This is a genomic window from Cohnella lupini (genome assembly GCF_003386205.1).
Taxonomy (GTDB): domain Bacteria; phylum Bacillota; class Bacilli; order Paenibacillales; family Paenibacillaceae; genus Cohnella; species Cohnella lupini.
This window is the reverse complement of sequence record NZ_QRDY01000019.1, coordinates 1-23,292: the sequence shown is the minus strand read 5'-3', so window position 1 is coordinate 23,292 and position 23,292 is coordinate 1. Positions and strand designations below refer to the sequence as shown.

Sequence of the window (23,292 nt, the reverse complement as noted above, 5' to 3'; positions counted from 1 at the left end):
GGAGACACCTCGTAATGGGAGGAGAGGGAAATATGTGGAAACAAATGATCATCGGTGACGCTATCCATGAGCTAACCTTGACGCGACGCATTCTGGAATGCTTACCCGAAGAGCATATGACGTGGAAGCCGCACTTGAAATCGATGGCGTTGGGCGGATTGGCTACACATCTGATCAACCTGCTGAACTGGCAAGTCGCTATTCTTCGTGACCTGGAATTCGATCTATCCACCGTGCCGTCTAAGCGGAAACCTCTGGATAAACCTGAAGACGTTCTTGAGGAATTCGATGCGAACGTGATCAAACTTAATACACTGTTCGCCGAATGCGATGAGAATACGCTCGGAGAGGAATGGACGTTGAGGAATGGCGATGTTATTATTCTTCGCCAATCGCGGGCGATCGCGCTACGTACTTTCGGATTAAACCACATGATCCACCACCGTGCGCAGTTAGGGGTTTACTTACGGCTTCTTGATATTCCGGTACCGGGAGTCTACGGGCCCTCGGCCGATGATGAAGCCAATTCATAAAACCCACCCTTCCGCATACCGAGTGCGGCAGAAGGGTGGGTTCTGTACAAATCCGAGTTATCTTTTTGAATATCCAAATATTCAGTATTACCTAATTTTGGGTAAGAGTTACTCCGTCCGTATTAAAGATCTTTCCATCATCGTTGAGATAATCATAAGTGACGGTGCTGTTGCTGAACAGCTTTGCTTGTCCGTTCGAAACCTTAAACAATTCGTCTTTCACCGGAAGTCCCGTTTCTTTGTCGACATACATGAGTATGGACTCCGTGTCGAGGTTCAGGGAGAGCTTCTCCAGCTCCTTGCCGTCCTCGGAGGTTGCGGTGCCGACATGGATCCATTCGGCTCTTTCCAAGTTCGCTTTCCTTGCTTTAAAGGTCCACGGTGACGAATCACTTCCGTTTTCATAAGTGCTATTTTGCAGGAGAAGTTTATGGTCGGCCGTGTATTCTCTGTGATCGGCGCGTAGCTTCTTGGTTTTCGTATTGTACCAGCTTTCGTTTTCGTAAAATTTGCTACCGTCAACCTCTACATAGGTCGAGAAGACATGTTCGATGTTGCCTGGCGCCTGTTCCACAACCGCCGTTGCCGAAGGTGACGTTGACGTTTCTGGGGCGGTAAGCAAGACATTTTTAGGTACAGCGTCGTTGCTGTTGGCCGCATAAGCTGCAATGGAGCCGAGACTGCCGATGACTATAGCCGAAGCCACCACCATACCCGATATTTTTTTAACGCTGCTTGATTTGCTTGATCTCATGTTATTCCCTCCGTTTAATAGATTGAGTTCGGAATCCGATTCCTTCTTGCCTCCTTACTATAAAAAAGCGTTATCTCAGAACTATCGAAAAGTTGTAAATTAGTTGTTAAATATGAGGGAACAGTATTTTTACTTGCGTACCGACTTCTTCCCGGCTGGTGATCTCGATTCTACCCTCATGCAGCTTTACGATCTCGGAGCAGATGGCAAGTCCCAGACCAGCACCGTGCTGCGAACGTGTCCGAGCTTTATCCACCATAAAGAAAGGCTCGAAAACCTTAGGCACATCCTGCTCCGGAATACCGATTCCTTCGTCCTCTACTTCAATTGCGTAGTAATGATGATCAACGAGATAGCCTCTAAGATAGATTCTTCCGCCATCGCGCGAGGCCTTTATCGCGTTGTCCAGCAGATTGGTGCAGAGCAGCATGAACAGATCTTTTTCGGTAAACAGCCTATATGGCTCTATGGACAGAACCAGCGTTAGTTTTAATCTCTCTAATCGGGGCTGAAGGGCTTCCTCTACGTCAAGACATAGCGGCATGATATCCTGCTGTTTAAGCTTTGGCATTTCGTTCCCAATGAGAATGAGATCCATCAGCTTAAAGGATAAGCTCTCCAGCCGTCTACCCTCGGAGTAAATATAATTCATCGCCTTGAAGAAGACTTCCTCATTATATTTCGTTGTGCGCAACAAATCGGCATACCCGATAATCGAGGTTAGCGGCGTCCTCAGCTCGTGAGTAAGAACATCTATAAATTTCTGGCGTTGCATCGCTGTCACCTCAAGCTCAATCACTTTTTCCTCGACAGCATCGGCCATCCGATTGAAATTTTGCGCCAGAATGCCGATTTCATCATCCGAGTGTACGCGGACCCTTTGCGAATAAAGACCACGCGCAACTGTTTGAGCCGACTGCGTTAGCGATCGGATCGAGCGAGTCAAATATCGGATGACCCAATATAAGCCGACCCCCAAAATAAAGGTAATAATGATGTTTATTTGAAAAAACAAACGGAACTGTGCGGATTTGTCGCTGTATACTCCAGAGATGTCCCGAATATAACTCATGGTAAAACCTGTCCCGCCGAGCATCAGTTTGCCGGTTACGAACAGATACGTTTGCTTGCCGATATCACGTAGAATGTACACCGGCCGATCAGAAGAGGGGGCATCTAGCTCTGGTCGTTTGCCGTTTATTCGTCTATTGAAATTATTAAAAACCTCTATTTGAGCAGAATCACTAATCTCCAGAAAAACCCTGTCGTTATCGAAAGTGCGTATATATTTCTGAGAATTGTTCCGGATCAATTGGATCGAGTCATCGGTCTTGACGCCCAAATTATTGCTGAGCGAAAGGACGTAAGACCAGTCGGACTGCATTTGCGAAGCTATGGCGCGTCGCTCGGTCAAACCGCGATCGATTTCGGCTTTCAGATTTCTGTTGAAATTGTGTTCGATAAGATAGAATGAGGCGCCGTTAAACAGCACCTCGAAGAGGAGGAAGGTACAGAGAAATACCTTGTGCCATAACTTCATTTATGGTCCTCCAGCCGGTATCCGAATTTATAAACGGTTTTGATGTGATCTTCCAGCTTAAGCTTCTTACGGATTTTCTGGATATGAATGTCTATTGTGCGTGTCTCTCCAATATATTCGTACCCCCATACCAGTTCAAGCATGCGCTCTCTGGACATGGCTTTATTCTTGTTGCGGATGAGGAGGATAAGGAGCTCAAACTCCTTCATCGTAAGGTCGATTACCAAATTCCCGCTACGCACTATGCGTTCTTCCAGATTGACCTCAAGTTCGCCGAACACCAATTGATCGTGCTTCACACCGTACCGCCGGAGTACGGCTTCGATTCGCGCAATAAGTTCCATGGATTCGAAGGGCTTCACGATATAATCGTCGGCTCCCATCCTCAGACCCTTAACTTTATCTGCAACGCTACCCCGGGCGGTTAGGAGAATTACGGGGAGATTGCAAGACTTAAGCTCTCCCATTATTTCAAACCCGTCTTTATCTGGTAGATTAACGTCCAGCAAAATCAAATTCGGCGCATAGCCAGCAATTAGTTGTAGTGCTTCTGAGCCATTGAAGGCTTGTCTACTGTCATAACCCGCAATCTCAAGATTCAACCGGATCAGATCAGATACCGCCACATCATCTTCAACAATTAATATTTTCTCCATATCAACCTCTATACTGGGAACAGATGTAAGTGCATGTTATTAGTATGTGTAATAAAAGAGTACATTAAATTATATCTCACCAAAACAGCGTACGTCGATTTCCAATTTGTAAAATAGTTGTAAAATATCTCTACTAAAATTTCTTTCCTATGGGTAATGGGAGAGCAGTAAAAAATGTCGGACCTCGACTAACAGACAGATTAGTGGAAAACGCTGTATAATTAATGAATTGACTAAAACATGTAAGAGGAGGATTAAAATGAGATTATTATTGTCTGTTATCTTAATAATGCTGTCCTTATCGGGATGCGCAAAGGATAAACCCGTTCTTGAAAACAAGGATTGGAAAGCAAGTTCTTTGTTTAAATCAGGTAGCTATACCCTGATTGGAGAAGAAGGCAAAATCGGATTTATATATGATGATGGGGAAGTGTCACGGTTTTATCCAAATAAAAAACAAAAATACATGTGGCACTTTTGGGGAAAACCCGAAGAACTTAAAGGTTCCTTTGTGGTGATCGGTACAAGTATGAAAACAGGAGAAAGTATACTCGTCTTTAATGCTTTGGGAGGAATAGGTCAACCTAATAACGGTGCAGACGGACATAAACCCTCATCGATGTCATTGCCATCTCCAGGTTTATGGCGATTAGATGCCTATGTAGGAGAAAAGCTTTTCGGCAGTATTGTTGTTGAAGTTCATTCGAAGTTGGTGACACGCTAACGAGGAACGATAGTACAACGATACAATATCAACGGGAAGCAGTCAGTTCAACGCTCTCAAGCGACGAGCTTTGGTACAGCGCCCATTGACTTTATCTTAAGTTCATTTTATTATATCATCATGATATATCATAATGTCTTATTAAAATGTGAGTTGAATGGAAAGGAGATCAATTACTGGTGTACGAAATGATTGTTTTAGGTTTCTTCATGCGTTACCCCATGCATGGTTACCGGATTTCAAAGATTGTTAATGATATTGTCGGACCTTATACCAAGTTCAGCAGCGGACGTCTATATCCTTTGCTTGCAAAGCTGGAACAACAGGCTTTCATTACGCCTGCCGGTGCTCCGAATGAAGATAGGCAACGAATGTTTCAAATAACAGAATCAGGTCAAAAACACTTTTTCGATGTGATTATGGACACCACTTCCAATCAGGGGGAGTACCAGAAATTATTTTGGTACAAAATCATTTTTTTTGATTTGCTGACGCAAGAACAGCGTACTTATTTGCTGGATCATTACATCAACTACTGCCAAACTCACGTGTTCTATATTCAGAGTGAATTAGATGATCTTCAACAAAGGCTTCAAAATAGCGATGGTCAACTGAGTTCGGTCATTACTGTCATGAATCGAAACATTAATTTTTGGAAGTCCGATCTTGAGTATGTTCAAAATATACGGAATCAGATCGGGGGTTAGTTTGATGTCGAATTTATCCGTGCTTAATCCTATGCCGCAGCATGTTCTCATTATCGGCGGCGGAATTGGTGGACTGTGCCTAGCCCAAGGACTGAAGCAAGCCGGTATTAGCGTAGCGGTTTACGAGAGGGACCGCACGCCAACAGCCCGCGAACAGGGCTATCGTATTCATATTGACCCGACCGGAAGCCAGGCACTGCACAGTTGTCTTCCACCTGCGCTTTGGGATGCTTTTGTTTTCACTGCAGGTGATCCAGGCGACGGTTTCGGGTTCCTGGACGAAAAGCTGCGGAAGCTAGTGCTTGTTGAAGATGAAATCGTTAAGGGGGAGGCGAACGATCCGGCAGGAGGCCACCACGCGGTTAGTAGGCTCACCCTGCGCCAGATTTTGTTGGCAGGACTAGACGATGTGATACACTTTGACAAAGAGTTTAGCCGATACGAACAATTATCAAACGGACGGGTCACTGCAGTCTTCACAGACGGTACTACGGCGAACGGCGATCTGCTTGTTGGCGTAGACGGCGCAAACTCCAGGGTACGCCGCCAATACCTTCCAAAGGCTGAGCGAGTTGACACTGGCGCCGTCGGCATAGGCGGCAAGCTCGAACTGAATGATCTTTCTCGGGCTTGGCTGCCAAACCGCATTACGAACGGGATGAACGTAATCTTGGGTCCGAAGCACTTTTTGTTCACCGCCATCTTTAACCGGCGGCGCAAGCCCGAGGAAGCGCTGAAGTTGCTCGGGGACAAGGTCAGAGCCGCAGGTCTGGACCCTGATCAGCTCTTCCGTAGCCTTGAAAACAAGGACTATATTCTGTGGGCGTTCATCACCCGCCGAGATGACCATACAATTGAAGCCGCCAACGGGCAAGGTAAAGCTTTGCAAAAGTTAGTCGGCCAGTTGATCGAAGGCTGGCATCCGGACTTACGTAAGATGATTGTTGAGACGAGCACCGACACGATCCAGGCATTCGAGTTTAAAACTTCCGTTCCGATAAAGCCATGGGAGAGCACGAATGTTACTCTGCTTGGAGACGCGATTCACAGTATGACCCCAGCTGGGGGCATTGGGGCCAATACCGCACTGCGCGACGCAAGTCTTCTCTGCCGCAAACTGATTGGCGTTAAGCAAGGAGAACACTCCCTTGTTCAGGCCATTCACAGTTATGAGGCACTGATGTTGGAGTATGGCTTTGCCGCCGTTAAGGATTCGATGCGCAATACAAAGCAGGCATTGGCCGGCCGCCTTGCTCGGATTACGGGCAAGGGCTTCCTGAGGCTATGCGGAGCTTTGCCCCCGCTGCGGCGTGCGGTGTTCAACGACCGGTGGTCCGATCAAGCTCGGGAGCAAGTTGGGCAGTAGCATAGTGTTGTTTGGTACTCAACAGCAACAGCTGATTTCTAATATTCGTTGAACTCCAAACGGATACTATAGCTCAATATTCAATCTGAACGAGGCTGCCGGCTTATGATATGCTCCCCTTAAGGTAGACAGGTGCAATAAAACCTGTTTACCGTGAGGGGATTATTTTTTGTCGAAAAAAACTATACATGGGTCTAGCACGAAGCCGCTCGACATAATGATTCTACTACAGTAGAATAATGAAATATGATTCTACAGCAGTAGAATAATGATGAACGAGGTGTATTCAGTTGATTATGAAACTATTCGATAGCGAACTTAATATCATGGAAATCTTGTGGAGAGATGGCGATACCCCCGCAAAGAGAATTGCGGAAATGACAAAAGAAAAAGTAGGTTGGAGTAAAACAACAACGTACACCATTATCAAGAGATGCCTTGATAAAGGGGCGATAGAGCGGCATGAGCCTAATTTCGTTTGCCATGCGGTTGTTACTCGAGAGCAGGCGCAAGAACACGAAACAACGGAACTGATTAATAAAATGTATGATGGCGCCCCCGACAGACTGATTGCTTCATTGTTGGGACAGAAACGACTGTCGACAGAAGAAATTAGCCGCTTGAAACGTCTTATCGATAGCATGGAATGAGGTGAGGGAATGTCGTTACTTCAACTAAGTATCTCGGCTTCCGTCTTTATACTTGCAGTTATTTTCTTACGTTCCTTGCTTATTCACAGGCTGCCTAAAATGACCTTTATGTTTCTTTGGGCTGTTGCGCTAGTTCAATTGCTTGTGCCTGTTACAGTTCAATCGCCATTTAGCATTTTTACCGCAGCGGAACATTTAAGCAGAATGTTCACAGTGCCCAAATTGATTTCTACGTCGGAAAGTTCAACATTTATTAATGGAACTACGGTAATCATGCCACCAATTACGGAACATTTGACCGCGCCGATTATGCCATTGGAGACGGCTTCACAAATATCGCCAATTGTATGGGTGTGGTTAGTTGGTTTTACGTTATGTGCTTTATTTTTTATCATTCCGCATTTAAGGTATCGCAAAATCTACAAAATGGCTGTTCCTAATAGAAATGATTTTATAAGAAAATGGCAGCATTCAAATTTGTTATGGCGAAATGTTCAAATCAGGCAACTAGATCATATTTCAACTCCGCTTACATACGGTATTTTTCGACCTGTTGTACTCTTGCCGAAAAATTTAGATTATGACGATGAGGAACAACTTGCGCTTATCCTGACCCACGAATTTACGCACATCAAGCGGTTCGACACATTAACAAAATGGATTCTTGCCGCTAGCGTATGCGTCCATTGGTTCAACCCTTTAGTATGGGTCATGTATATTCTTGCCAACCGTGATATCGAGCTATTCTGTGATGAAACAGTCATACGGAAATTCGGAGAAAACACGAAACCTACCTATGCTAGGGCAATTGTACGTTTGGAAGAAAAGAAAATCGGTTTGTCGCCGATGATGAGTAGCTTTTCCAAAAACTCGACCGAAGAAAGGATTATATCGATTATGAAAACCAAGAAAATCACGATCGCCACGATGCTGCTCGCTATTGGGCTTGTAGCCGGTGTCGTTACCATCTTCGCGACTTCTGCTTGGGATAAAACGGAAGCTGTTACGGATGTCGACAGTGCTGCAGCCGAACCTTCAGCCGAAATAGTGCCCGCATTATCTCATGGTGCCATCACTACGAATGTAGTGCCCGTATTATCTCAAGGTGCCACCATTACAGATTTAATGCCGCACGATTTAACATACAACAAGAAATATGATGTGCCGAAGTTGATAGACAGCCTTATGGAATCCAAGTATCGTGCAGTTTATATGGACAACGAAATATATCTTCGTGTCATGAGGGATAACACAATACAGATAAGCAAAGATAATGGCGAGGTTTGGAAAAAATACGATACAGATGAAGTCGATGCAAAAGATTTTGCAAAATGGCTGCTGATCAATGATCCGATTCCGGGCTATTCCATGGAAGAAGTTCAGAGTCGCTTGGCAAACGGGGCAGAAGTAAATCATTTAGTGTTTGAAAACGTAAAGGAGATGTATTTCATAATCGACAGGAACGGCGTACAGATTGAACTTATACAGCCTGAACAATTATCTTCCGTCCTGATCGACGGTCAAAGAATGATGATTACTTCCGCTATATCAGCCCAGATGCTGAAATCATTTTATGACTTGTTAGTGTCGAGCCATATACTTTCGGAAACTTTTGCAAAACAAGATTATTCGGAAAGAATTAAATATCTTGAAAAAAATATCCCTAACTTTATCGTCACGAAATAATAACTATTAACAGAACCGCTAAATACCCCAATTATTTAACTTAGGTAGTCTGATTCGACATCCCAGGGATCAAGTTCTTCACTTCCGGCAAAAATGTCGAATGACTGCCATTTGATAAGGATACCGTTATACATCGATTAATGATGAAAACTAAGTTCAGGAGATGTTATATAAGAAATGAAAACTTATGTTTGTGATTTAGAAATAACTTTGGATTTCATTGGTGGAAAATGGAAGCCGTTGATTATATATTTTTTAATAAAAGGTCCTAAACGAACCGGGGAACTGAAAACGCTTCTGCAATCCATTTCGCAGAAAATGCTCATCCAAAGCCTTAAGGAGTTAGAGCACGATAAACTGATTAGTCGAAAGGTGTATAATCAGAGACCACCTAAAGTCGAATATTCAATAACGGAAATTGGTCAGACTCTCGAACCTATGCTAAGGGCATTATGCGCTTGGGGAAAAGATTATTCGCAGAAAACACTTGAAAACGAAAGTCTCAAATAATCAAGGCGATAAGAATTGGAATGTTATTCCATATCAATCATTTGATGCGTTAGGCATAAAATATCACCTTTCAGTTACTATGTAACCAGAAGGTAAGTACTTTTCATTTAGAAACATATAACCCATAATGACTCTCGTGGCCACAAAAGCATAACCACTGTTTGTTTCACATACTTGGTGACTTAGAGGGGGACGCTAGTGCCGAGGAAATTTACGGTTCGGCTCCCGACTTAGGATATATTACGAATCATTTTTTTGGAAAAATAACTTTTGGCATCAAAGGAGATACTTTTCATGACAACACCTAAAAAACTTCTTTCAACCTATAATCTAGGAAGTCTTACCTTGAAAAACCGAGCAGTAGTTGCCCCGATGACTCGCATATCTGCCGAAAAGAATGGAAATGCAAACGATAGAATGGCGCGGTATTATCAAAGCTATGCTGCGGGTGGGTTTGGTCTTATGATTACCGAAGGAACATACCCAGATGAAGAATACAGTCAAGGATATAGTCATCAACCAGGAATCGCAAATGTTGAGCATGTCGGAGCTTGGAAACAAGTAACTGAAGCTGTTCATGCCAAGGGTGGTAAAATTATATTGCAAATTGCCCATGCTGGGGCTCTCTCTATTGGTAATATTTATAAAGAGGGGACAGTGGCTCCTTCGGTTGTGAAGCCTCACGGTGAGCAACCACAAGCATTTGGAGGTAATGGCGGCGAGTATTTAACTCCGAAGGAACTTACACTAGCAGAAATCAAAGCTATCATAGCCGGTTTTGCGGAATCAGCTTTAAGAGCCGAACAAGCAGGGTTCGACGGGGTAGAGATTCACGCGGCTGCCGGTTATTTAGTGGACGAATTTTTGACGGATTTCACAAATCTACGTCAAGATGAATATGGCGGATCAACTGAGAACCGTGTACGTTTTACAACCGAAATTATTAGAGCCGTCAAGCAAAAAGTGGGTCAACGTTTTGTTGTCGGCGTTCGAATTTCGCAAGCTAAAGCCAATTACTTTGTGCACAAGTGGGCGAATGGTGAAGAAGACGCAAGAACCATTTTCGAAGCCATTGGCGCAGAAAAGCCGGATTATATCCACATCACTGAATATAATGCCCTTTTACCGGCCTTCGGGGATAGCGGTTCGACGCTTGCTGAATTAGCGAAAAAATATGGAAAAACGACTGTTATTGCTAATGGCCAACTGGATCAGCCAGAGGATGCCGAAAGGGCGCTGGAGGCAGGTTCAGATTTGATTTCACTAGGAAAAGCGGCACTAGCTAATCATGACTGGGTTTTCAAAGCAGAGAATGGTCTTCCGATGGAATCATCTTTAGAAAATATATTGGGTCCTACTCCTAATCTAAAGGACGAAGAATTGTATGGGCATGATTTAGTGAAAAATAAATAGCCACGGATCTTCACACTGTTCAAGTGATGACCGCCCGATTACCCAAATAACAAAAACACGGCCCATAGGTCGTGTTTTTGTTATTTGGAGAACTTCATTAAAAGACAGGAATCATATTTATTCAGATTGAGGCTGTCCGCTTCATTGCATATAATGAAGGTACCACCCTTCGGGGAGATCGTTAAGGGAGGCCGCGATGAACGAGACCGTATTTGACGAACCATTATTTGCAAGCTTGAAGCCGGGCTTAACCTCGTTCTGTTACCGAATGCTAGGCTCCATGGACGATGCGGACGATGCCGTTCAGGAGACGAGTATTCGGGTCTGGCAGAGCTGGAGCACGTTCAGACAGGATTCCTCGTTCAAAACTTGGGTCTATCGGATTGCCTCCAACTTTTGCTTGGACAAGCTACGACAATCCAAACGCCGCGTGCTTCCCGTTGACCTGTTCGACCCGGCCGTCGCCATCGTCGAGCCGCGCGACACGCTGCCGGACTCTGCCTGGATCTGGCCGTCTACCGACTTTGGGGGCAGTCCGGAGGATCGGCTCGTCCGCAGAGATACCCTTCAACTGTGCTTCATCGCTCTCTTGCAGACCTTGCCTCCGCGGCAGCGTGCGGTACTCATTTTGAAGGATGTATTTGAATGGTCCTCTAAGCAGATCGCGGAAACGTTGGCGATGTCGCCGGCAGCGGTGAACAGCGCCTTGCAAAGAGCCCGAGAGACGATGGACCGGGCGCAGCTTCGCTCGGATGAGCTCAGCAGCATGGTCGTTCAACCGGATCAGCAGCTGCTGTCCCGGTATGTGGAGGCTTTCGAGCGATTCGATATTGCTGCGCTCGTCGCGTTGTTCCACGAGGAAGGCTGCATGTCGATGCCGCCCTTCGAGATGTGGATCCGCGGCAAGGAAGATTTGTCCGCCTTCTATTCGCTTACTCGCTGGCATTGCGAAGGTTCGCGATTTGTGCCCATTACGGTGAATGGCGGTTATCCGGCCTTGGCCCAGTATATGCCGGACAAAGAGGGCTCTGGCCTGGTACCCTGGGGCATTCACGTCATCGAAACCAAAGAAAATCAAATCCTGCACGTTCAAAACTTCATTCATACGCCATTATTTTCTCGATTTGGGCTGCCTGAGCGAATTGACCGATGAATTTCATCATTAGCTTACGTCTATATCATTGAGAATAACCAAACGACGAATATCATGAGAGAGGTGTCTATTTAAAATGGAATCGAGTCAACCGACGAAAGTAACCGTGCAAGCCGTCATTCAAGCCCCTGTCGAGAAGGTATGGCGCTATTGGACCGAGCGGGATCACATCACGAAGTGGAATCAAGCGTCCGCGGACTGGCATGCGCCGAGAGCCGAAAACGATCTGCGGGTCGGCGGCAAGTTTCTGACGCGGATGGAAGCGAAAGATGGCAGTATGGGCTTTGATTTTGGCGGCGTCTACGATGTCGTGAATCGGCATGAGGCGATCGGCTACACCATGGAAGACGGAAGAAGAGTGGATATTGCTTTCATCGATCAAGGGAACGAGACGAAGGTCATTGAAACGTTCGACGCGGAAAGCTCCAATCCCGTCGAGTTCCAGCAAGCAGGCTGGCAAGCGATCATGGACAATTTCCAAACCTATACCGAACAAAACTAATCATCGCGAAGAAGACGCCGGGGAAGATGCCCGGCGTCTTTCTTTTTGAACCGCGGTACGAGCGTACTCCCCGTTAGCCTTAACCTTGTGCCGCCTCTAAGTTCATGTAGTTAATGGCCCACAGATGGCCGTCCAAGTCCACGAAACCCCAATGATACATGAATCCATGATCTTCAGGTTCAGCGTGCAATTTCCCGCCCAAGGAGACCGCGGTATTCACGATTTCATCTACCTTTTCCCGGCTCTCGAAGGCCAATGCGATCGTCATCTGCGCATACTTGCTCGTATCGACGGATTCCTTCTCCGTGAGCATATTAAAGAATGTTTGATTGATCAGCATGACCTGCAGGTTGTCGCCGATCACGATGGCTACCGAATTCTCGTTATCCGGGTATTGCGGGTTGAGTTCGAATCCGAGTCCTGTGAAGAACGCTTTCGATTGTTCTACGTTTTTTACAGGCAGGTTGAAGCTCGTGAATGCGGACGTTAATGCCATTTTCAAAACACCTCTTCGTCAAATTAGTTTGAGTTCATTATGACTTCGTGTATATAGACGACAGCTGATTCGGGAATTCATCGGTCTCAACGAAAAAGGCGAAGCGAATTCCAAGCCGGTGACGGCTGAGGAAGTTACCGACGTTCAGATCGGGACTGTCAAATGAAGAGATCACCTATCTTTATTAAGCTAAATCCAGCTAATATCTTCGTCAAAATTGACACTAAGAGGTGAACTTTTCATGAGTTATACGACTTCGAATTGGAGCACTTCCGTATTGATCACGATTGACACGCAAAACGACTTTACCTTGCCAAATGCTCCTGCTGAAATTAAGGGTACCGCTGAACTAACTTCTTGCGGTAGCGCGTAAGATCACTGAGTTCACGAATCTCAAGGGGCGGCACGAAGCTGCCCTCGATGAGGCCGCATCGTAGAAGCTTGGCAATCCACTCGGCGTCTTTCATGTCTATTTTCCTACCCGGCAAATTCTTGATGTGATAGGCGTTAGCTAAGAGCAAAGAAAGGTCAAAGGCCTCGAGGACATTCCAAACCGGCTTCCAGTAGACACCTGTGCTTTCCTTGGCGACATGAGAACATTGCTGTTCCACCAGCCACTCGCCAAGCTCAAGCAAGTCTTCGGTCATTGTTCCAAACGTTCTAATTTCTCGAACAGGAGAGCGTTCTAGCGGACCTGTTAAAACACAAGCTACAACCGTTTCTTGGTGAACATCAAGGCCCGCACATCTTTTAAGAATCGCATCCATCACGTAAACTACGCTCCGATACCAAAATGGAGAACCGAATGGCAACCTGGAAAGTGAAATTTTTTTATCCGGACTCGAAGTCCTATATCCTGTGTTTCAAGGTTGCCACGTCCGTTTTTATTTCGGGGTCTAACCACCGCAAAAAGCCACGACGTCGCTCGGTTCCACTGTTTAGTATTGGAAAGTTTTAGTGAAATTAAAAAAGACTATAATAAATTTTCATCATAGCCTGTGACCCGATTCGGGTCATGAACGTTTTTATTGAAAATTCATCTTGATCCTTACGTAACGTAATGATTTATAGTGAACGTGAGAACAGGAGAAAACAAGCCTACTGCCAAAAAATCGAACAATTAAATTCGAAATCGGAGGAGAAGCAAACATGAGAAAACTCGTATTGTTCATGCATGTGTCGTTGGACGGGTATGCGTCGGATTCGAACGGAGGACTGGATTGGATTCCGTACGACGAGGAATTTGAGAAATACGCCGAGGAGATCGTAGCCGAAGTCGGCTCTCCCGTATACGGACGCACGACGTATCGGATGATGGAGAGCCACTGGCCCATGGTGCTCGACGATCCGAATGCGTCGAGGCACGATATGGAGCATGCCAAATGGGTGCAGGATGTTAAGAAGATCGTCATTTCTGGCTCTATGGATAATGCCGAATGGAACAATACGATGCTGATCAAGGACAATATCGCTGAGGAAATCAAGGCGCTCAAGGAGCAACCAGGCAAAAATCTTGTTATCTTCGGCAGTCCGGGGGCGGCGAGGACGTTGCTTGAGCTCGGCCTGATCGACGAATTCCTGCTGACGATTGGTCCGGTCATCTTGGGCAGTGGAAAATCGGCATTTCACGACTTCGGCGAGAAAATCAGGCTCAAGCTGCTGTCCAGCAGAACGCTCAAGTCGGGCATTATCGCGGCGCGCTACGAGTTGGAGAAATAGCCGTGCCGTTGCCGTTCAAGGTGTTCCACTAACAAACATGAGGCAGTTGTTCACAATCGATCGGCTGCCTCCGTTCAGCTAACGAGCAGTATAAATTAGCAATTCATAAGAAACAACCTAAGCTGAAATCTGCTAAGCTGACTTGGAGAAACACGCAATAGAAATTCTGAGTACTGCCGACACTGTCATTTGGGGACGTGGAACTTATCAGGGAACGCACAGTTATTGGCCATCTGTGTCTTTGAACCCATCAGCTTCGCAACATGAACGGAATCATGCCGAATGGATCGAAAAGACAGCCAAAATCGTTTTTTCCACGACACTGGAGAAAGTCGAATGGAACAATTCCAGATTGGTGAAAGAAAATGTCGAGGAAGAGATCCAGAACCTCAAGCAGCAGGCAGGCGTTGGAATCTAATAATTGGAGGGCGTTAATGAAATGGCTAAACTGATCTACGCTAATAACATATCTTTGGACGGGTGCATTGAGGACGAGCGCGGCAATTTCGATTGGGGGATATCCAATGACGAGACGTATGCGTTCTGGACTGGCTTCCAACGGCCGATCGGCACCTACCTATACGGGCGTCGACTCTACGAAAACATGGTGTACTGGGAGACGGCTGACGCCGGCGGCGATCAACCGGAGATAAAGCAGGAATTCGCGCAGACCTGGCGAGCGGCTGAGAAGATTGTATATTCCCGGACGCTTCAGGCAGTGTCAAGCGCCAGCACCAGGATAGAGCGCGAATTCGATCTTGATGCGATCCGGAGGCTGAAGGAGTCTTCTGCGGCCGACATTACGATTGGCGGCGCCGAGCTTGCCGGGCAGGCGATGAGCGCGGGACTGATCGACGAGTGTCATCTGCTTCTTAATCCGATTGTCTTGGGTGGAGGGAAGCGAGCATTGACGGACAACCTCAGCATGAGGCTCGAGCTGCTTGACGAGCGCCGCTTCCAAGGCGGCGTCGTTCATCTTCACTACCGCGTGATCGTCTGACCGCGACGCTGGAGTGAGATTCAGGAGTTATGCATTCGGACTTACTATAATCAAGTGAAATTACGGCGCCGGAAGTTATGAGCGGCTTCCATTTTTGAACTAACGGGACATGTTAGTTTAACACCAGCTGCCGGATCGTGCCGGCAGTTTTTTACGCTATTTTCAACGGGTAGCGATGTATGTTCTTGTCCCTCGACAATAAATGTCGGATGACAAGAATATTGTCCGATTGCCACGGGATAAAGAAGGGGGCACGTCTTGAATTTTAACCTCTGTCCAGAGAAACTGGAGGTTTCCGTGATCGCCTGAGCCGGCGTGGTGTCCGGGAAGAACCCGAATGCGACAAGGGCTCCGAGTGCTAACGCGAGGACCAGATCGATGATTCCAAGCGCATTGAACCACAATGCTGCACTTCGACCTTTACCGCGTGCGAGCTTCCGCACGACGAATGGCGCGGCGATGCTTACTGCGCTATCGCCTACCCCCGCGGGAATGGCGATAGCGGCAGGTAAGTAACCCAGAGCCATCGCAGTCAGGAATACGACGCCGACGACCCGGAACCAATGCGGATACATGAGGCTACTGATCATCGTGGGTGCCTTCAAAGTTCGCCTCACCGTGGGGACAAGAGTGAGAACCAGTAAGCCGCCTAGGAAGACTACGACTGCCGCTGGTAGCAAAGGCAACTGATGTTTACCAGTCTGGACTTGGTAGCCACCGTTGGCAGCAAAGATTGCACTGAAGGTGAACCAACTACCGAGCACGGCCGCCGCGATAAATACGAAAAGAGCGATTCCCCTATGATTCAGACCGGCTTTACTTGCACCTCGATACAGCACTACGCAAGTCATCGCCGCGATGCCAATGACACCAGCAAAGGTGATCAACCATAGATAGACAGGAAGCTCAACCATAGGATTACAGGATCGTAGCGACGAGCACAGCCTCCATATTAGCTTTGACATCTGAAAAGACAATTCATATGATCAATTAGGTTAGTATAAAAATGCAAATGGGGTCGAATGTGGATGGCGACAGCTGACTGGGCGAACAAAATTACCGAAATCACATTGTTTGTGGAAGATTTGCAACGGTCGAAGATATTCTACCAAGAGACTTTCAACCTTGCGATCATATATGAAGATGAAAGCTGTGCGGTGTTCGATTATGGGAATACCAGTATCAATCTGTTAAATCAATCGAATGCCCGCAATTTGATTGAGCCGGCGCAGGTTGGTCGCGGCGGAAATGGCGCACGGTTTCAGTTCACGATCCAAGTGCTAAACGTTGACCGGGTATGCGACGAGTTGGAATTGCGGGGCGTTAAGTTATTGAATGGACCGATAACGCGTTCCTGGGGGCGGCGGACGGCTTGTTTTGCCGATCCGGACGGGCATGTATGGGAGATTGCACAGGTGCTGTAATGAATTGGGATTAGCGGGATAGGATTGGGATGATGAACGATTCTTCGGCAATTATCGAGCAATACATGCGGACTCTGGACAGATATTCGACTCGCAAACGGGACGCAAGGTCGAGAATAAAAGCGAAGTGAAACATAACCGCGGTATCTCTAAGGAGCAAGTGAGCGTAGTCGTAGCCTACGACCGTAGCGGCAACATCATTTGCCAAACGGGCTGGATGATTATGTTCAATCGGCTTATCAACGACCATATAAAAGCCAACGCCTATAATGGTGTTGGCTTTTAATGTCGGGAGTCAAATACGGTGCCCCATTAAAAGTCGCGTAATTCGCGGCTTTTTCATTTATGGGATCAAGTGCTTGTCACTGGTCGATGTCAAGAACTTGATCCCATTACCGACGGTAGGTCTTGAATGAGGGCGGAATCAATCACTTAGCCTTTGAAGTGCTGATATTTAAGGGAGGGCTTCCGCAAAGTTCGTTATTGTGAAAGTTCGGAAGTTCAATTTAAGCAAATAGAGGGCGGCAATGATTAGAATTATGAGAAATGGGTGAGCATTAAAGGCAATTTAAGCTCAATCGCATTTTAACGGCAAACCTAGAGGAAGTCATACCTTTTAACTAATGGCGATTATATAAGGATCTTATGGCAACCTGTGGTTGCGCAGTGTTGCAACTAAATTTATCGTTACTTTCAGTACCAATTATGACAACAATGGAGTATAGATTGTAGAAAGGTCGTTGTAAAAATGATAAGGAGGGATGGAGATGCCTAATTTTTTATCCGCGATTCGTCGATATGCTCCCGCGTTTGGTTTGCTTTTGCTTGCTCCATGGGTAGGGGAATTTTTGCTTGGTACCAGCCCTATTCAGAACTTGGCAGCAGCTTTGGTACTGCTTTTACCTATGTATGGCGGAGGCGCTTTACTGATAAGGGAAGTAACTCGACGAGCAGGCCGCGGCTGGCCGACGCTGCTTATTCTTGGTGCTGCCTATGGAGTTATTGAAGCCTGTCTTATTGACCAATCCCTTTTTAATCCTTCATTCTTCGATATGGACTCGAAAAAAATCGCTCCTATCCCTCTGGTCGGAGTCAACGCCTATGACTCCCTGGCTTATATTGGAGGCCATGCTATATGGAGTATAGGTGTACCTATAGCAATTATCGAATTGTTTACCCCTTCAAGAAGGAAGGTTCCTTGGTTAGGTAAGAAAGGTCTGTTCATAACCGCTATTTTATATCTGATCGGTTGCGCTATCGTATTTTCCTTTAGCTATATTGAGGAAAAATTCATCGCATCTTCAGTTCAACTGACGAGTTCCGCCTTTATCGTGGTCGGGCTTATCACGACAGGCTTTCTTCTGAAGAGAAAAAATAGAGCTACATATAAGCCAGGTGCTCTAATAAAGCCGCTGTACCTTGGTATTGGATCGTTTGCGGTATCTAGCCTGTATTTTGCCAAACCCGAAAATTGGGGAGGCGTAACATTGGGAGTCTTTATTCTTATTGTTTCATGGTTGCTTATTAGCCGTTGGTCAAGTCATCTGAATTGGGGAATATGGCACCATTTCGCGTTAGTTGCCGGTGCTCTGCTTACCTATGCATGGGGCGGCTTTTTCATGACATGGATTTTATGGCCGAATGACAAAGTAGCTTGGATGGGCAATGTAATTTTTGCTCTATTAGCCATCGCGTTATTGAGTATATTAGCTAAGCGAATCCGGAACGTTCCAGAGTTTTGAAAGAGCCGGTTAACTTCAAGTATGGAATAGTCATACGTGCTGCATGTCATCCGTAATCGGACTATCTCCGGACCTGAGTAAAAGGTATAATAATCCCAGTTCCACTAAAGGAGGCAGCACGAATGGGGAAAGAATTAAAGTTGCCAAGAAGCAAACCGGAGGAGCAGGGCGTCGCTTCCCGATCGGTTCTTGATTTCATCGACGGCGTCGAACGAGAGAAGTTGGGTCTACATAGCTTCATCTTGTTACGGCACGGACAAGCGGTGGCGGAGGGCTGGTGGTCTCCGTACGAGCGGGAGCTGCCGCATCTGTTGTTTTCGTTAAGCAAGAGTTTTACTTCGACGGCTATCGGCTTAGCCGCGCAAGAAGGCAAGCTGTCCTTGGACGACCTCGTCATTTCGTACTTCCCCGAGGAAACGACGGAAGCGATCGCGAGCAATATGGGCGAGCTTCGAATTCGTCACTTGTTATCGATGTCGACCGGACACGCGACCGATACGATGCCTCCTATGAGGGATTCTGAGAACTGGGCGGTTACCTTCTTAAGCATGCCGATCGAGCACCCGCCGGGCACTCATTTTCTATATAACACGGGCGCGACGTATATGTTATCCGTTATCTTATACCGGGCAACCGGGGAGCAGCTTCTGGACTTCCTTCAACCGCGATTGTTCGATCCGCTTCGCATGACGGACATGACGACGATCGTTTCCCCGCAAGGGATTCACGTCGGAGGCTTCGGCATTAGCGCCAGAACGGAGGACGTCGCCAAGCTGGGCCAGTTGTATCTGCAACGCGGAATATGGGACGGCGCAAGGATACTGTCGGAGGAGTGGGTAGAGGAAGCGACTTCGAAACAGGTGTCCAACGGAGTCGATCCCGAAAACGATTGGGAGCAAGGGTACGGTTACCAATTCTGGAGAAGCCGTCACGGTTACAGAGGGGATGGGGCGTTCGGGCAATATTGCGTCGTGCTTCCTGAGCAGGATGCGGTCATCGCGATCACCTCGGGGCTGGGCAACATGGGCAAAGTTCTGGATCTCGCTTGGGAGCATCTCTTGCCGGGAATGAAACCGGAAGCTATTCCGATCGACGAAGCCGAGCAATCCATGCTGACCGAACGCTTGAAGTCACTGGCTTATGCGCCAGCGAACAAGTCGGAAACGCCATCCTCCGCCGAACGATGGTCCGGCCAGACTTACTCGATAGAATCCAACCCGGCATGCATCGAAACGCTCGCGGTATCGTTCGTCAGCGAAAATGCGGTAATCCGCTACTGCGATCACTTAGGCGAACATTCTTTGACGATCGGCAACGGGGAATGGATAAAGAACGTCATTGCTACGAGCGAAGGAGATCTCCGGGTGGCAACGGGCGGCGCATGGACAGACGATCAAACGTACGAAGTTACGACGTGGCTGATCGAGATGCCCTTCAAGGACACGTGGACGTTCCGCTTCGAGGGAAATAACCTGAATGTGGCCGTCGAACGCGAACTAAGCGTCATTCCCGGATTATCGGATTTCCTCCTGTTACCCGATTTGAAGGGTTCGTTGCAATAGGTCGATGTGGAATAGAAGGATCGCACAAAGAGGTTGCGCTTGTCTTCGGACGAAGCGCGGCCTTTTTTTGTCTTCAAACCCAACGCCTCTAACGGGATAAGTCGTCCAGTCGATTATCGCTGAACAAACAGTATCGTTCAGCAGAGAGTAGAAGAATCTTTCTTTGATATCCGGGCGGGCGGGATAACGTGGCGGCCAACTAACTAAGTGTTGCTTACTCGCAATTGTTAGAAGGAAAGTTTTATTCTTTCGCGAATTCATTAGAAATGCCTAAGTTATGAATTTCGCAAAAAAATCGCGGTAGAGCATTGGAAAGAGCATTTTAGTTTTCTATATCTTCATTGAAAGGTGATTGCGCATGAACCAAAGACCCTCAGAAGTAGAATACGCCGGGGACGCCGGGGAGTATATCCGGTTGGTGCCGGAAGGCAACATCATCGATATTCTACTCGCCCAGGAAAAGCAAATGACCGAGCTGCTGGCATCGTTGACCGAAAGCCAGAGCGCCTATCGGTATGCGGCAGGAAAATGGACGCTGAAAGAAGTCGTGGGCCACATCGCAGACAGTGAACGCGTCATGACCTACCGCCTGCTCCGATTTGCAAGAGGGGATCAGACGCCTCTGCCCGGTTACGACCAGGAGTTGTTCATACCTCCTTTCGAAAGCTGGACAACCGCGCAATTGGCCGAAGACTACCGGGCCGTACGGCAATCGACGATTACACTACTGCGTGGGTTACCGACGGAGGCGTGGTCCCGCAAGGGCACAGCCAACAACTTAAGCATTACGGTGCGCGCCCTCGCTTACGGCATCGCGGGACACGAGCTTCATCACATGGGGGTCATCCGAAATCGTTACTTGAGTTAGTCGTCCTTACTTTATGGCACATGGATTGAACGCATCCTAAAAGCGGCTCAAAAAGGCGAAATATTTTCATTCGCAATTGTCAGGAAAGTGGACGAGTTATTAATCGGTTGCATGAGCTTGCGCGTATCCAAAACAGATAATGAAGCAGAATTGGCTTACTGGATAGGACACCCATTTTGGGGGCACGGCTTTGCAACAGAAGCCGCCCAGACCATAGTGCAATTCGGCTTTGTAGGGTTGCAGTTAAATCGCATTTACGCCGCTGCGATGACGAAAAATCCAGCATCTTACAAAGTAATGAGTAAAGTTGGGATGAAATTAAAAGACACTATCCCAACACATATTTTAAAGTCTGGGATTTACGAAGACATAGTATTTTACGACTTGCACAAATCGGATTTTAGGGTGGTTTTACACAATTTTTCCGTCTATATGGGAACTATTACTATTTTAAGGGGAGTTATTTAATGACTTTAGCTCAAATATCAGATTATTTATTTTTAGGATCATTAGGTCTCCTAATCGTTACTCTTTTTGTTAAGGGTCGGGGAATGCTGGGATACATGGTAGATGAGTCAGGTGCAACAACTGATCTTCAATTAAAAGAACATAACCATTTAGAAGTAACTAAAAACCAGGATACATTCGTGAGAACTATTTTTAAATCTTATTTTGTATGGATATCAATAATTGGAATGATTACAGCTATTCTAATAACATTATAGAAATTCAAGTTAATTGGAAGATCAATATTAATAACAATTACATGAATTTCAGAAAACACCGGCATCATCTAACACCGTATTAACGTTTCGGGGATAAGGTAATATTCATAACTTTTGCGGGATTCTCCTTTAGGGAAGGATACTTTAAGTAGTGGAAAAAAACGTAAGTTTTCCACAATATTTTTTCAGAAAACGTGAGCTTGAATAGTTAAAATTCATTAATGTTAGAAAGGTTGACATATTAAATGTGTGTAGCTATACTCTTATAATCGCTGTTATACCTACCTTCCGATAAGTAAGTTTTTGCGGCGTGTTTGTATATGGGCAAAGCAAACCGGGGATCATGTTCCACGAAAGACTTTCCACGACCTGCGCCTCGTCCGCGCTACTCGGCAATGGTGCATACAGCGATTCTTGCTAATGGATTTGAAGACTTTCGTCCATGGCGTAAAGAATTAGAGGAATTTTTGAGGTCGTTCGGCCTTAATGGCAAGTGACTTGCATTTTAACCAAGAAAGCAGGAATTTAATAATGAATCTATCTAATGATAACCCGCTGTCAGTTGGAGAACATGAAGTCTATATCGAAGGTGTGCGTCAAGTTTATCATGTAGCTGGCAACGGCCCAGTTTGTTTGGTTCACTCGGGAGGACCTGGGTTTCACTGGAAGTATCTTCAGATGTCAGAGCTGGAGAAAACAATGACTATGGTGTATTTAGAACCTGTAGGAACAGGTAAGTCAGATATGCTTCCAGACGGAAACTATAGTATGCCTCGGTATGCGTTTTACGCATATAAAGTAGCCGAGCATATCGGAGCTCAAAAGTACTATTTCCTGGGTCATGCTCAAGGCGGCGGCGTTGGCATTCAATACGCTCTGGATTATCCGAACGAACTTAGCGGACTGATTCTCCAATCCAGTGCTCCAACAATGAGCATGGATCTATATATGGAGCAGTTTAAGCAAATCGAGAACTTTGCTCAACGTTGGCCTGATAACGCGGAAGCTCAAGATGCGAAGCAAGCTATGATGGATTCAAAAAACGTGAGGGACAAAGAATCGGCCTTGGCTGTTCTCCACCGCTTATTGCCTGCATACTTCGGTAACTATTGGAATGTCAAGGATAAAGTAGACAAATGGAAGGTTAATCTCGATTTCTTCGGAGACCCCAACCGCCAGCCATATGAGTGGGATGTACGAGATATCCTGCACACGATCACCACGCCAACGCTCATTCTTGTCGGTGAATATGACGTCAACTGCGGGCCGCGGTGGTCCAATGAAATGGCGGAAAAAATTCCTGAATCCCATCTTGTTGTATTCGAGCAGAGCGGCCATATGCTGCATGTTGAGCATACCGAACCATTTACGCAAGCTGTTAACGAATTTGTGACAAGAACGAAGTAGTGGGATTTTAATACGTGATATAAGCACACTCTGAGAATACAAAAAAGCAACCCGAGAAACGAGGCCACTGAAGAACTAACTGTTTTAATTTAAGCCTTAAGATGAGCGAAGAAAAAGACGACTTCTACTCCCTAAAATTGGGATATAAGTCGTCT

25 protein-coding genes and 1 pseudogene are annotated in these 23,292 nt (G+C 46.4%); 20 read left to right on the top strand and 6 right to left on the bottom strand.

Features of this window, described 5'->3' with window-relative positions; translation table 11 throughout:
• Positions 1–32 precede the first annotated feature (32 nt).
• Complete coding sequence (locus DFP95_RS22575; protein ID WP_115995019.1) at positions 33–533, top strand: DinB family protein; 501 nt, start codon at positions 33–35, stop codon at positions 531–533.
• Between the two features lie 91 nt (positions 534–624).
• Here DFP95_RS22575 and DFP95_RS22570 read toward each other — a convergent pair whose 3' ends face one another.
• The 3 genes from DFP95_RS22570 to DFP95_RS22560 form a co-directional block, all read right to left on the bottom strand.
• A complete protein-coding gene (locus tag DFP95_RS22570) occupies positions 625–1,287 on the bottom strand; it encodes a hypothetical protein (RefSeq protein ID WP_115994959.1) in 663 nt (220 codons plus the stop codon).
• Between the two features lie 106 nt (positions 1,288–1,393).
• Positions 1,394–2,827, bottom strand: a complete 1,434-nt coding sequence (locus DFP95_RS22565; protein ID WP_115994958.1) for a sensor histidine kinase — start codon at positions 2,825–2,827, stop codon at positions 1,394–1,396.
• Positions 2,824–3,483 carry a response regulator transcription factor gene (locus DFP95_RS22560; RefSeq protein ID WP_115994957.1) on the bottom strand — a complete coding sequence of 220 codons (660 nt, stop codon included), beginning with the start codon at positions 3,481–3,483 and terminating at the stop codon, positions 2,824–2,826. Before DFP95_RS22560 ends, DFP95_RS22565 begins: the two co-directional genes overlap by 4 nt.
• 259 nt (positions 3,484–3,742) lie before the next feature.
• Here DFP95_RS22560 and DFP95_RS22555 point away from each other — a divergent pair, with 259 nt between their 5' ends.
• The 9 genes from DFP95_RS22555 to DFP95_RS22515 all read left to right on the top strand — a co-directional run bounded on the left by DFP95_RS22555 (position 3,743) and on the right by DFP95_RS22515 (position 12,194).
• On the top strand, positions 3,743–4,207 hold the full coding sequence (locus DFP95_RS22555) for a DUF4871 domain-containing protein (protein WP_115994956.1): 465 nt from the start codon (positions 3,743–3,745) through the stop codon (positions 4,205–4,207).
• A gap of 188 nt (positions 4,208–4,395) precedes the next feature.
• On the top strand, positions 4,396–4,914 hold the full coding sequence (locus DFP95_RS22550; protein WP_245987877.1) for a PadR family transcriptional regulator: 519 nt from the start codon (positions 4,396–4,398) through the stop codon (positions 4,912–4,914).
• Between the two features lie 4 nt (positions 4,915–4,918).
• Positions 4,919–6,280: an FAD-dependent oxidoreductase gene (locus DFP95_RS22545; protein ID WP_181907565.1), complete on the top strand. Its 1,362-nt coding sequence runs from the start codon at positions 4,919–4,921 to the stop codon at positions 6,278–6,280.
• A 296-nt stretch (positions 6,281–6,576) separates the two neighbouring features.
• Complete coding sequence (locus DFP95_RS22540) at positions 6,577–6,930, top strand: BlaI/MecI/CopY family transcriptional regulator (RefSeq protein WP_245987875.1); 354 nt, start codon at positions 6,577–6,579, stop codon at positions 6,928–6,930.
• A 9-nt stretch (positions 6,931–6,939) separates the two neighbouring features.
• Positions 6,940–8,616, top strand: coding sequence for a M56 family metallopeptidase (locus DFP95_RS22535; RefSeq protein ID WP_115994952.1), 1,677 nt, complete (start codon positions 6,940–6,942; stop codon positions 8,614–8,616).
• Between the two features lie 177 nt (positions 8,617–8,793).
• On the top strand, positions 8,794–9,126 hold the full coding sequence (locus tag DFP95_RS22530; RefSeq protein ID WP_115994951.1) for a winged helix-turn-helix transcriptional regulator: 333 nt from the start codon (positions 8,794–8,796) through the stop codon (positions 9,124–9,126).
• 294 nt (positions 9,127–9,420) lie between these two features.
• Positions 9,421–10,539: an oxidoreductase gene (locus tag DFP95_RS22525; protein ID WP_115994950.1), complete on the top strand. Its 1,119-nt coding sequence runs from the start codon at positions 9,421–9,423 to the stop codon at positions 10,537–10,539.
• A 196-nt stretch (positions 10,540–10,735) separates the two neighbouring features.
• On the top strand, positions 10,736–11,692 hold the full coding sequence (locus tag DFP95_RS22520; RefSeq protein ID WP_115994949.1) for a sigma-70 family RNA polymerase sigma factor: 957 nt from the start codon (positions 10,736–10,738) through the stop codon (positions 11,690–11,692).
• A gap of 76 nt (positions 11,693–11,768) precedes the next feature.
• On the top strand, positions 11,769–12,194 hold the full coding sequence (locus DFP95_RS22515) for an SRPBCC family protein (protein ID WP_115994948.1): 426 nt from the start codon (positions 11,769–11,771) through the stop codon (positions 12,192–12,194).
• A 79-nt stretch (positions 12,195–12,273) separates the two neighbouring features.
• Here DFP95_RS22515 and DFP95_RS22510 read toward each other — a convergent pair whose 3' ends face one another.
• Positions 12,274–12,690: a VOC family protein gene (locus DFP95_RS22510; RefSeq protein ID WP_115994947.1), complete on the bottom strand. Its 417-nt coding sequence runs from the start codon at positions 12,688–12,690 to the stop codon at positions 12,274–12,276.
• Between the two features lie 347 nt (positions 12,691–13,037).
• Positions 13,038–13,457 (bottom strand): annotated as a pseudogene (locus tag DFP95_RS22505) (IS110 family transposase); the annotation flags it as partial.
• 382 nt (positions 13,458–13,839) lie between these two features.
• Here DFP95_RS22505 and DFP95_RS22500 point away from each other — a divergent pair.
• Together DFP95_RS22500 and DFP95_RS22490 are read left to right on the top strand one after the other, a co-directional pair.
• Entirely contained in the window at positions 13,840–14,409 is a 570-nt protein-coding gene (locus tag DFP95_RS22500) for a dihydrofolate reductase family protein (RefSeq protein ID WP_115994946.1), read from the top strand.
• 439 nt (positions 14,410–14,848) lie between these two features.
• The gene (locus tag DFP95_RS22490) at positions 14,849–15,409 is read left to right on the top strand and encodes a dihydrofolate reductase family protein (RefSeq protein ID WP_115994945.1); all 561 of its coding nucleotides are present in this window, start codon (positions 14,849–14,851) and stop codon (positions 15,407–15,409) included.
• A gap of 50 nt (positions 15,410–15,459) precedes the next feature.
• Here the strand turns inward: DFP95_RS22490 and DFP95_RS22485 are convergent, their stop codons facing one another.
• On the bottom strand, positions 15,460–16,323 hold the full coding sequence (locus tag DFP95_RS22485; RefSeq protein WP_115994944.1) for a hypothetical protein: 864 nt from the start codon (positions 16,321–16,323) through the stop codon (positions 15,460–15,462).
• A 114-nt stretch (positions 16,324–16,437) separates the two neighbouring features.
• Here DFP95_RS22485 and DFP95_RS22480 point away from each other — a divergent pair, with 114 nt between their 5' ends.
• The 8 genes from DFP95_RS22480 (at position 16,438) to DFP95_RS22440 (ending at position 23,137) form a co-directional block, all read left to right on the top strand.
• Positions 16,438–16,833 (top strand): VOC family protein, encoded by a 396-nt coding sequence (locus tag DFP95_RS22480; protein WP_115994943.1) that lies wholly within the window; start codon positions 16,438–16,440, stop codon positions 16,831–16,833.
• Positions 16,834–17,600: 767 nt separating this feature from the next.
• Positions 17,601–18,575, top strand: coding sequence for a hypothetical protein (locus DFP95_RS22470; protein ID WP_115994941.1), 975 nt, complete (start codon positions 17,601–17,603; stop codon positions 18,573–18,575).
• Between the two features lie 122 nt (positions 18,576–18,697).
• The gene (locus DFP95_RS22465) at positions 18,698–20,137 is read left to right on the top strand and encodes a serine hydrolase domain-containing protein (protein ID WP_115994940.1); all 1,440 of its coding nucleotides are present in this window, start codon (positions 18,698–18,700) and stop codon (positions 20,135–20,137) included.
• 358 nt (positions 20,138–20,495) lie between these two features.
• A complete protein-coding gene (locus DFP95_RS22460; RefSeq protein WP_115994939.1) occupies positions 20,496–21,005 on the top strand; it encodes a DinB family protein in 510 nt (169 codons plus the stop codon).
• Between the two features lie 24 nt (positions 21,006–21,029).
• Complete coding sequence (locus DFP95_RS22455; RefSeq protein WP_115994938.1) at positions 21,030–21,473, top strand: GNAT family N-acetyltransferase; 444 nt, start codon at positions 21,030–21,032, stop codon at positions 21,471–21,473.
• The gene (locus DFP95_RS22450) at positions 21,473–21,730 is read left to right on the top strand and encodes a hypothetical protein (RefSeq protein WP_115994937.1); all 258 of its coding nucleotides are present in this window, start codon (positions 21,473–21,475) and stop codon (positions 21,728–21,730) included. The genes DFP95_RS22455 and DFP95_RS22450 overlap by 1 nt, the downstream gene beginning before the upstream one ends.
• Positions 21,731–22,050: 320 nt before the next feature.
• Complete coding sequence (locus tag DFP95_RS29655) at positions 22,051–22,227, top strand: sugar nucleotide-binding protein (protein ID WP_115994936.1); 177 nt, start codon at positions 22,051–22,053, stop codon at positions 22,225–22,227.
• Between the two features lie 34 nt (positions 22,228–22,261).
• The gene (locus DFP95_RS22440) at positions 22,262–23,137 is read left to right on the top strand and encodes an alpha/beta fold hydrolase (RefSeq protein ID WP_181907564.1); all 876 of its coding nucleotides are present in this window, start codon (positions 22,262–22,264) and stop codon (positions 23,135–23,137) included.
• The last annotated feature ends 155 nt before the right edge of the window (positions 23,138–23,292 follow it).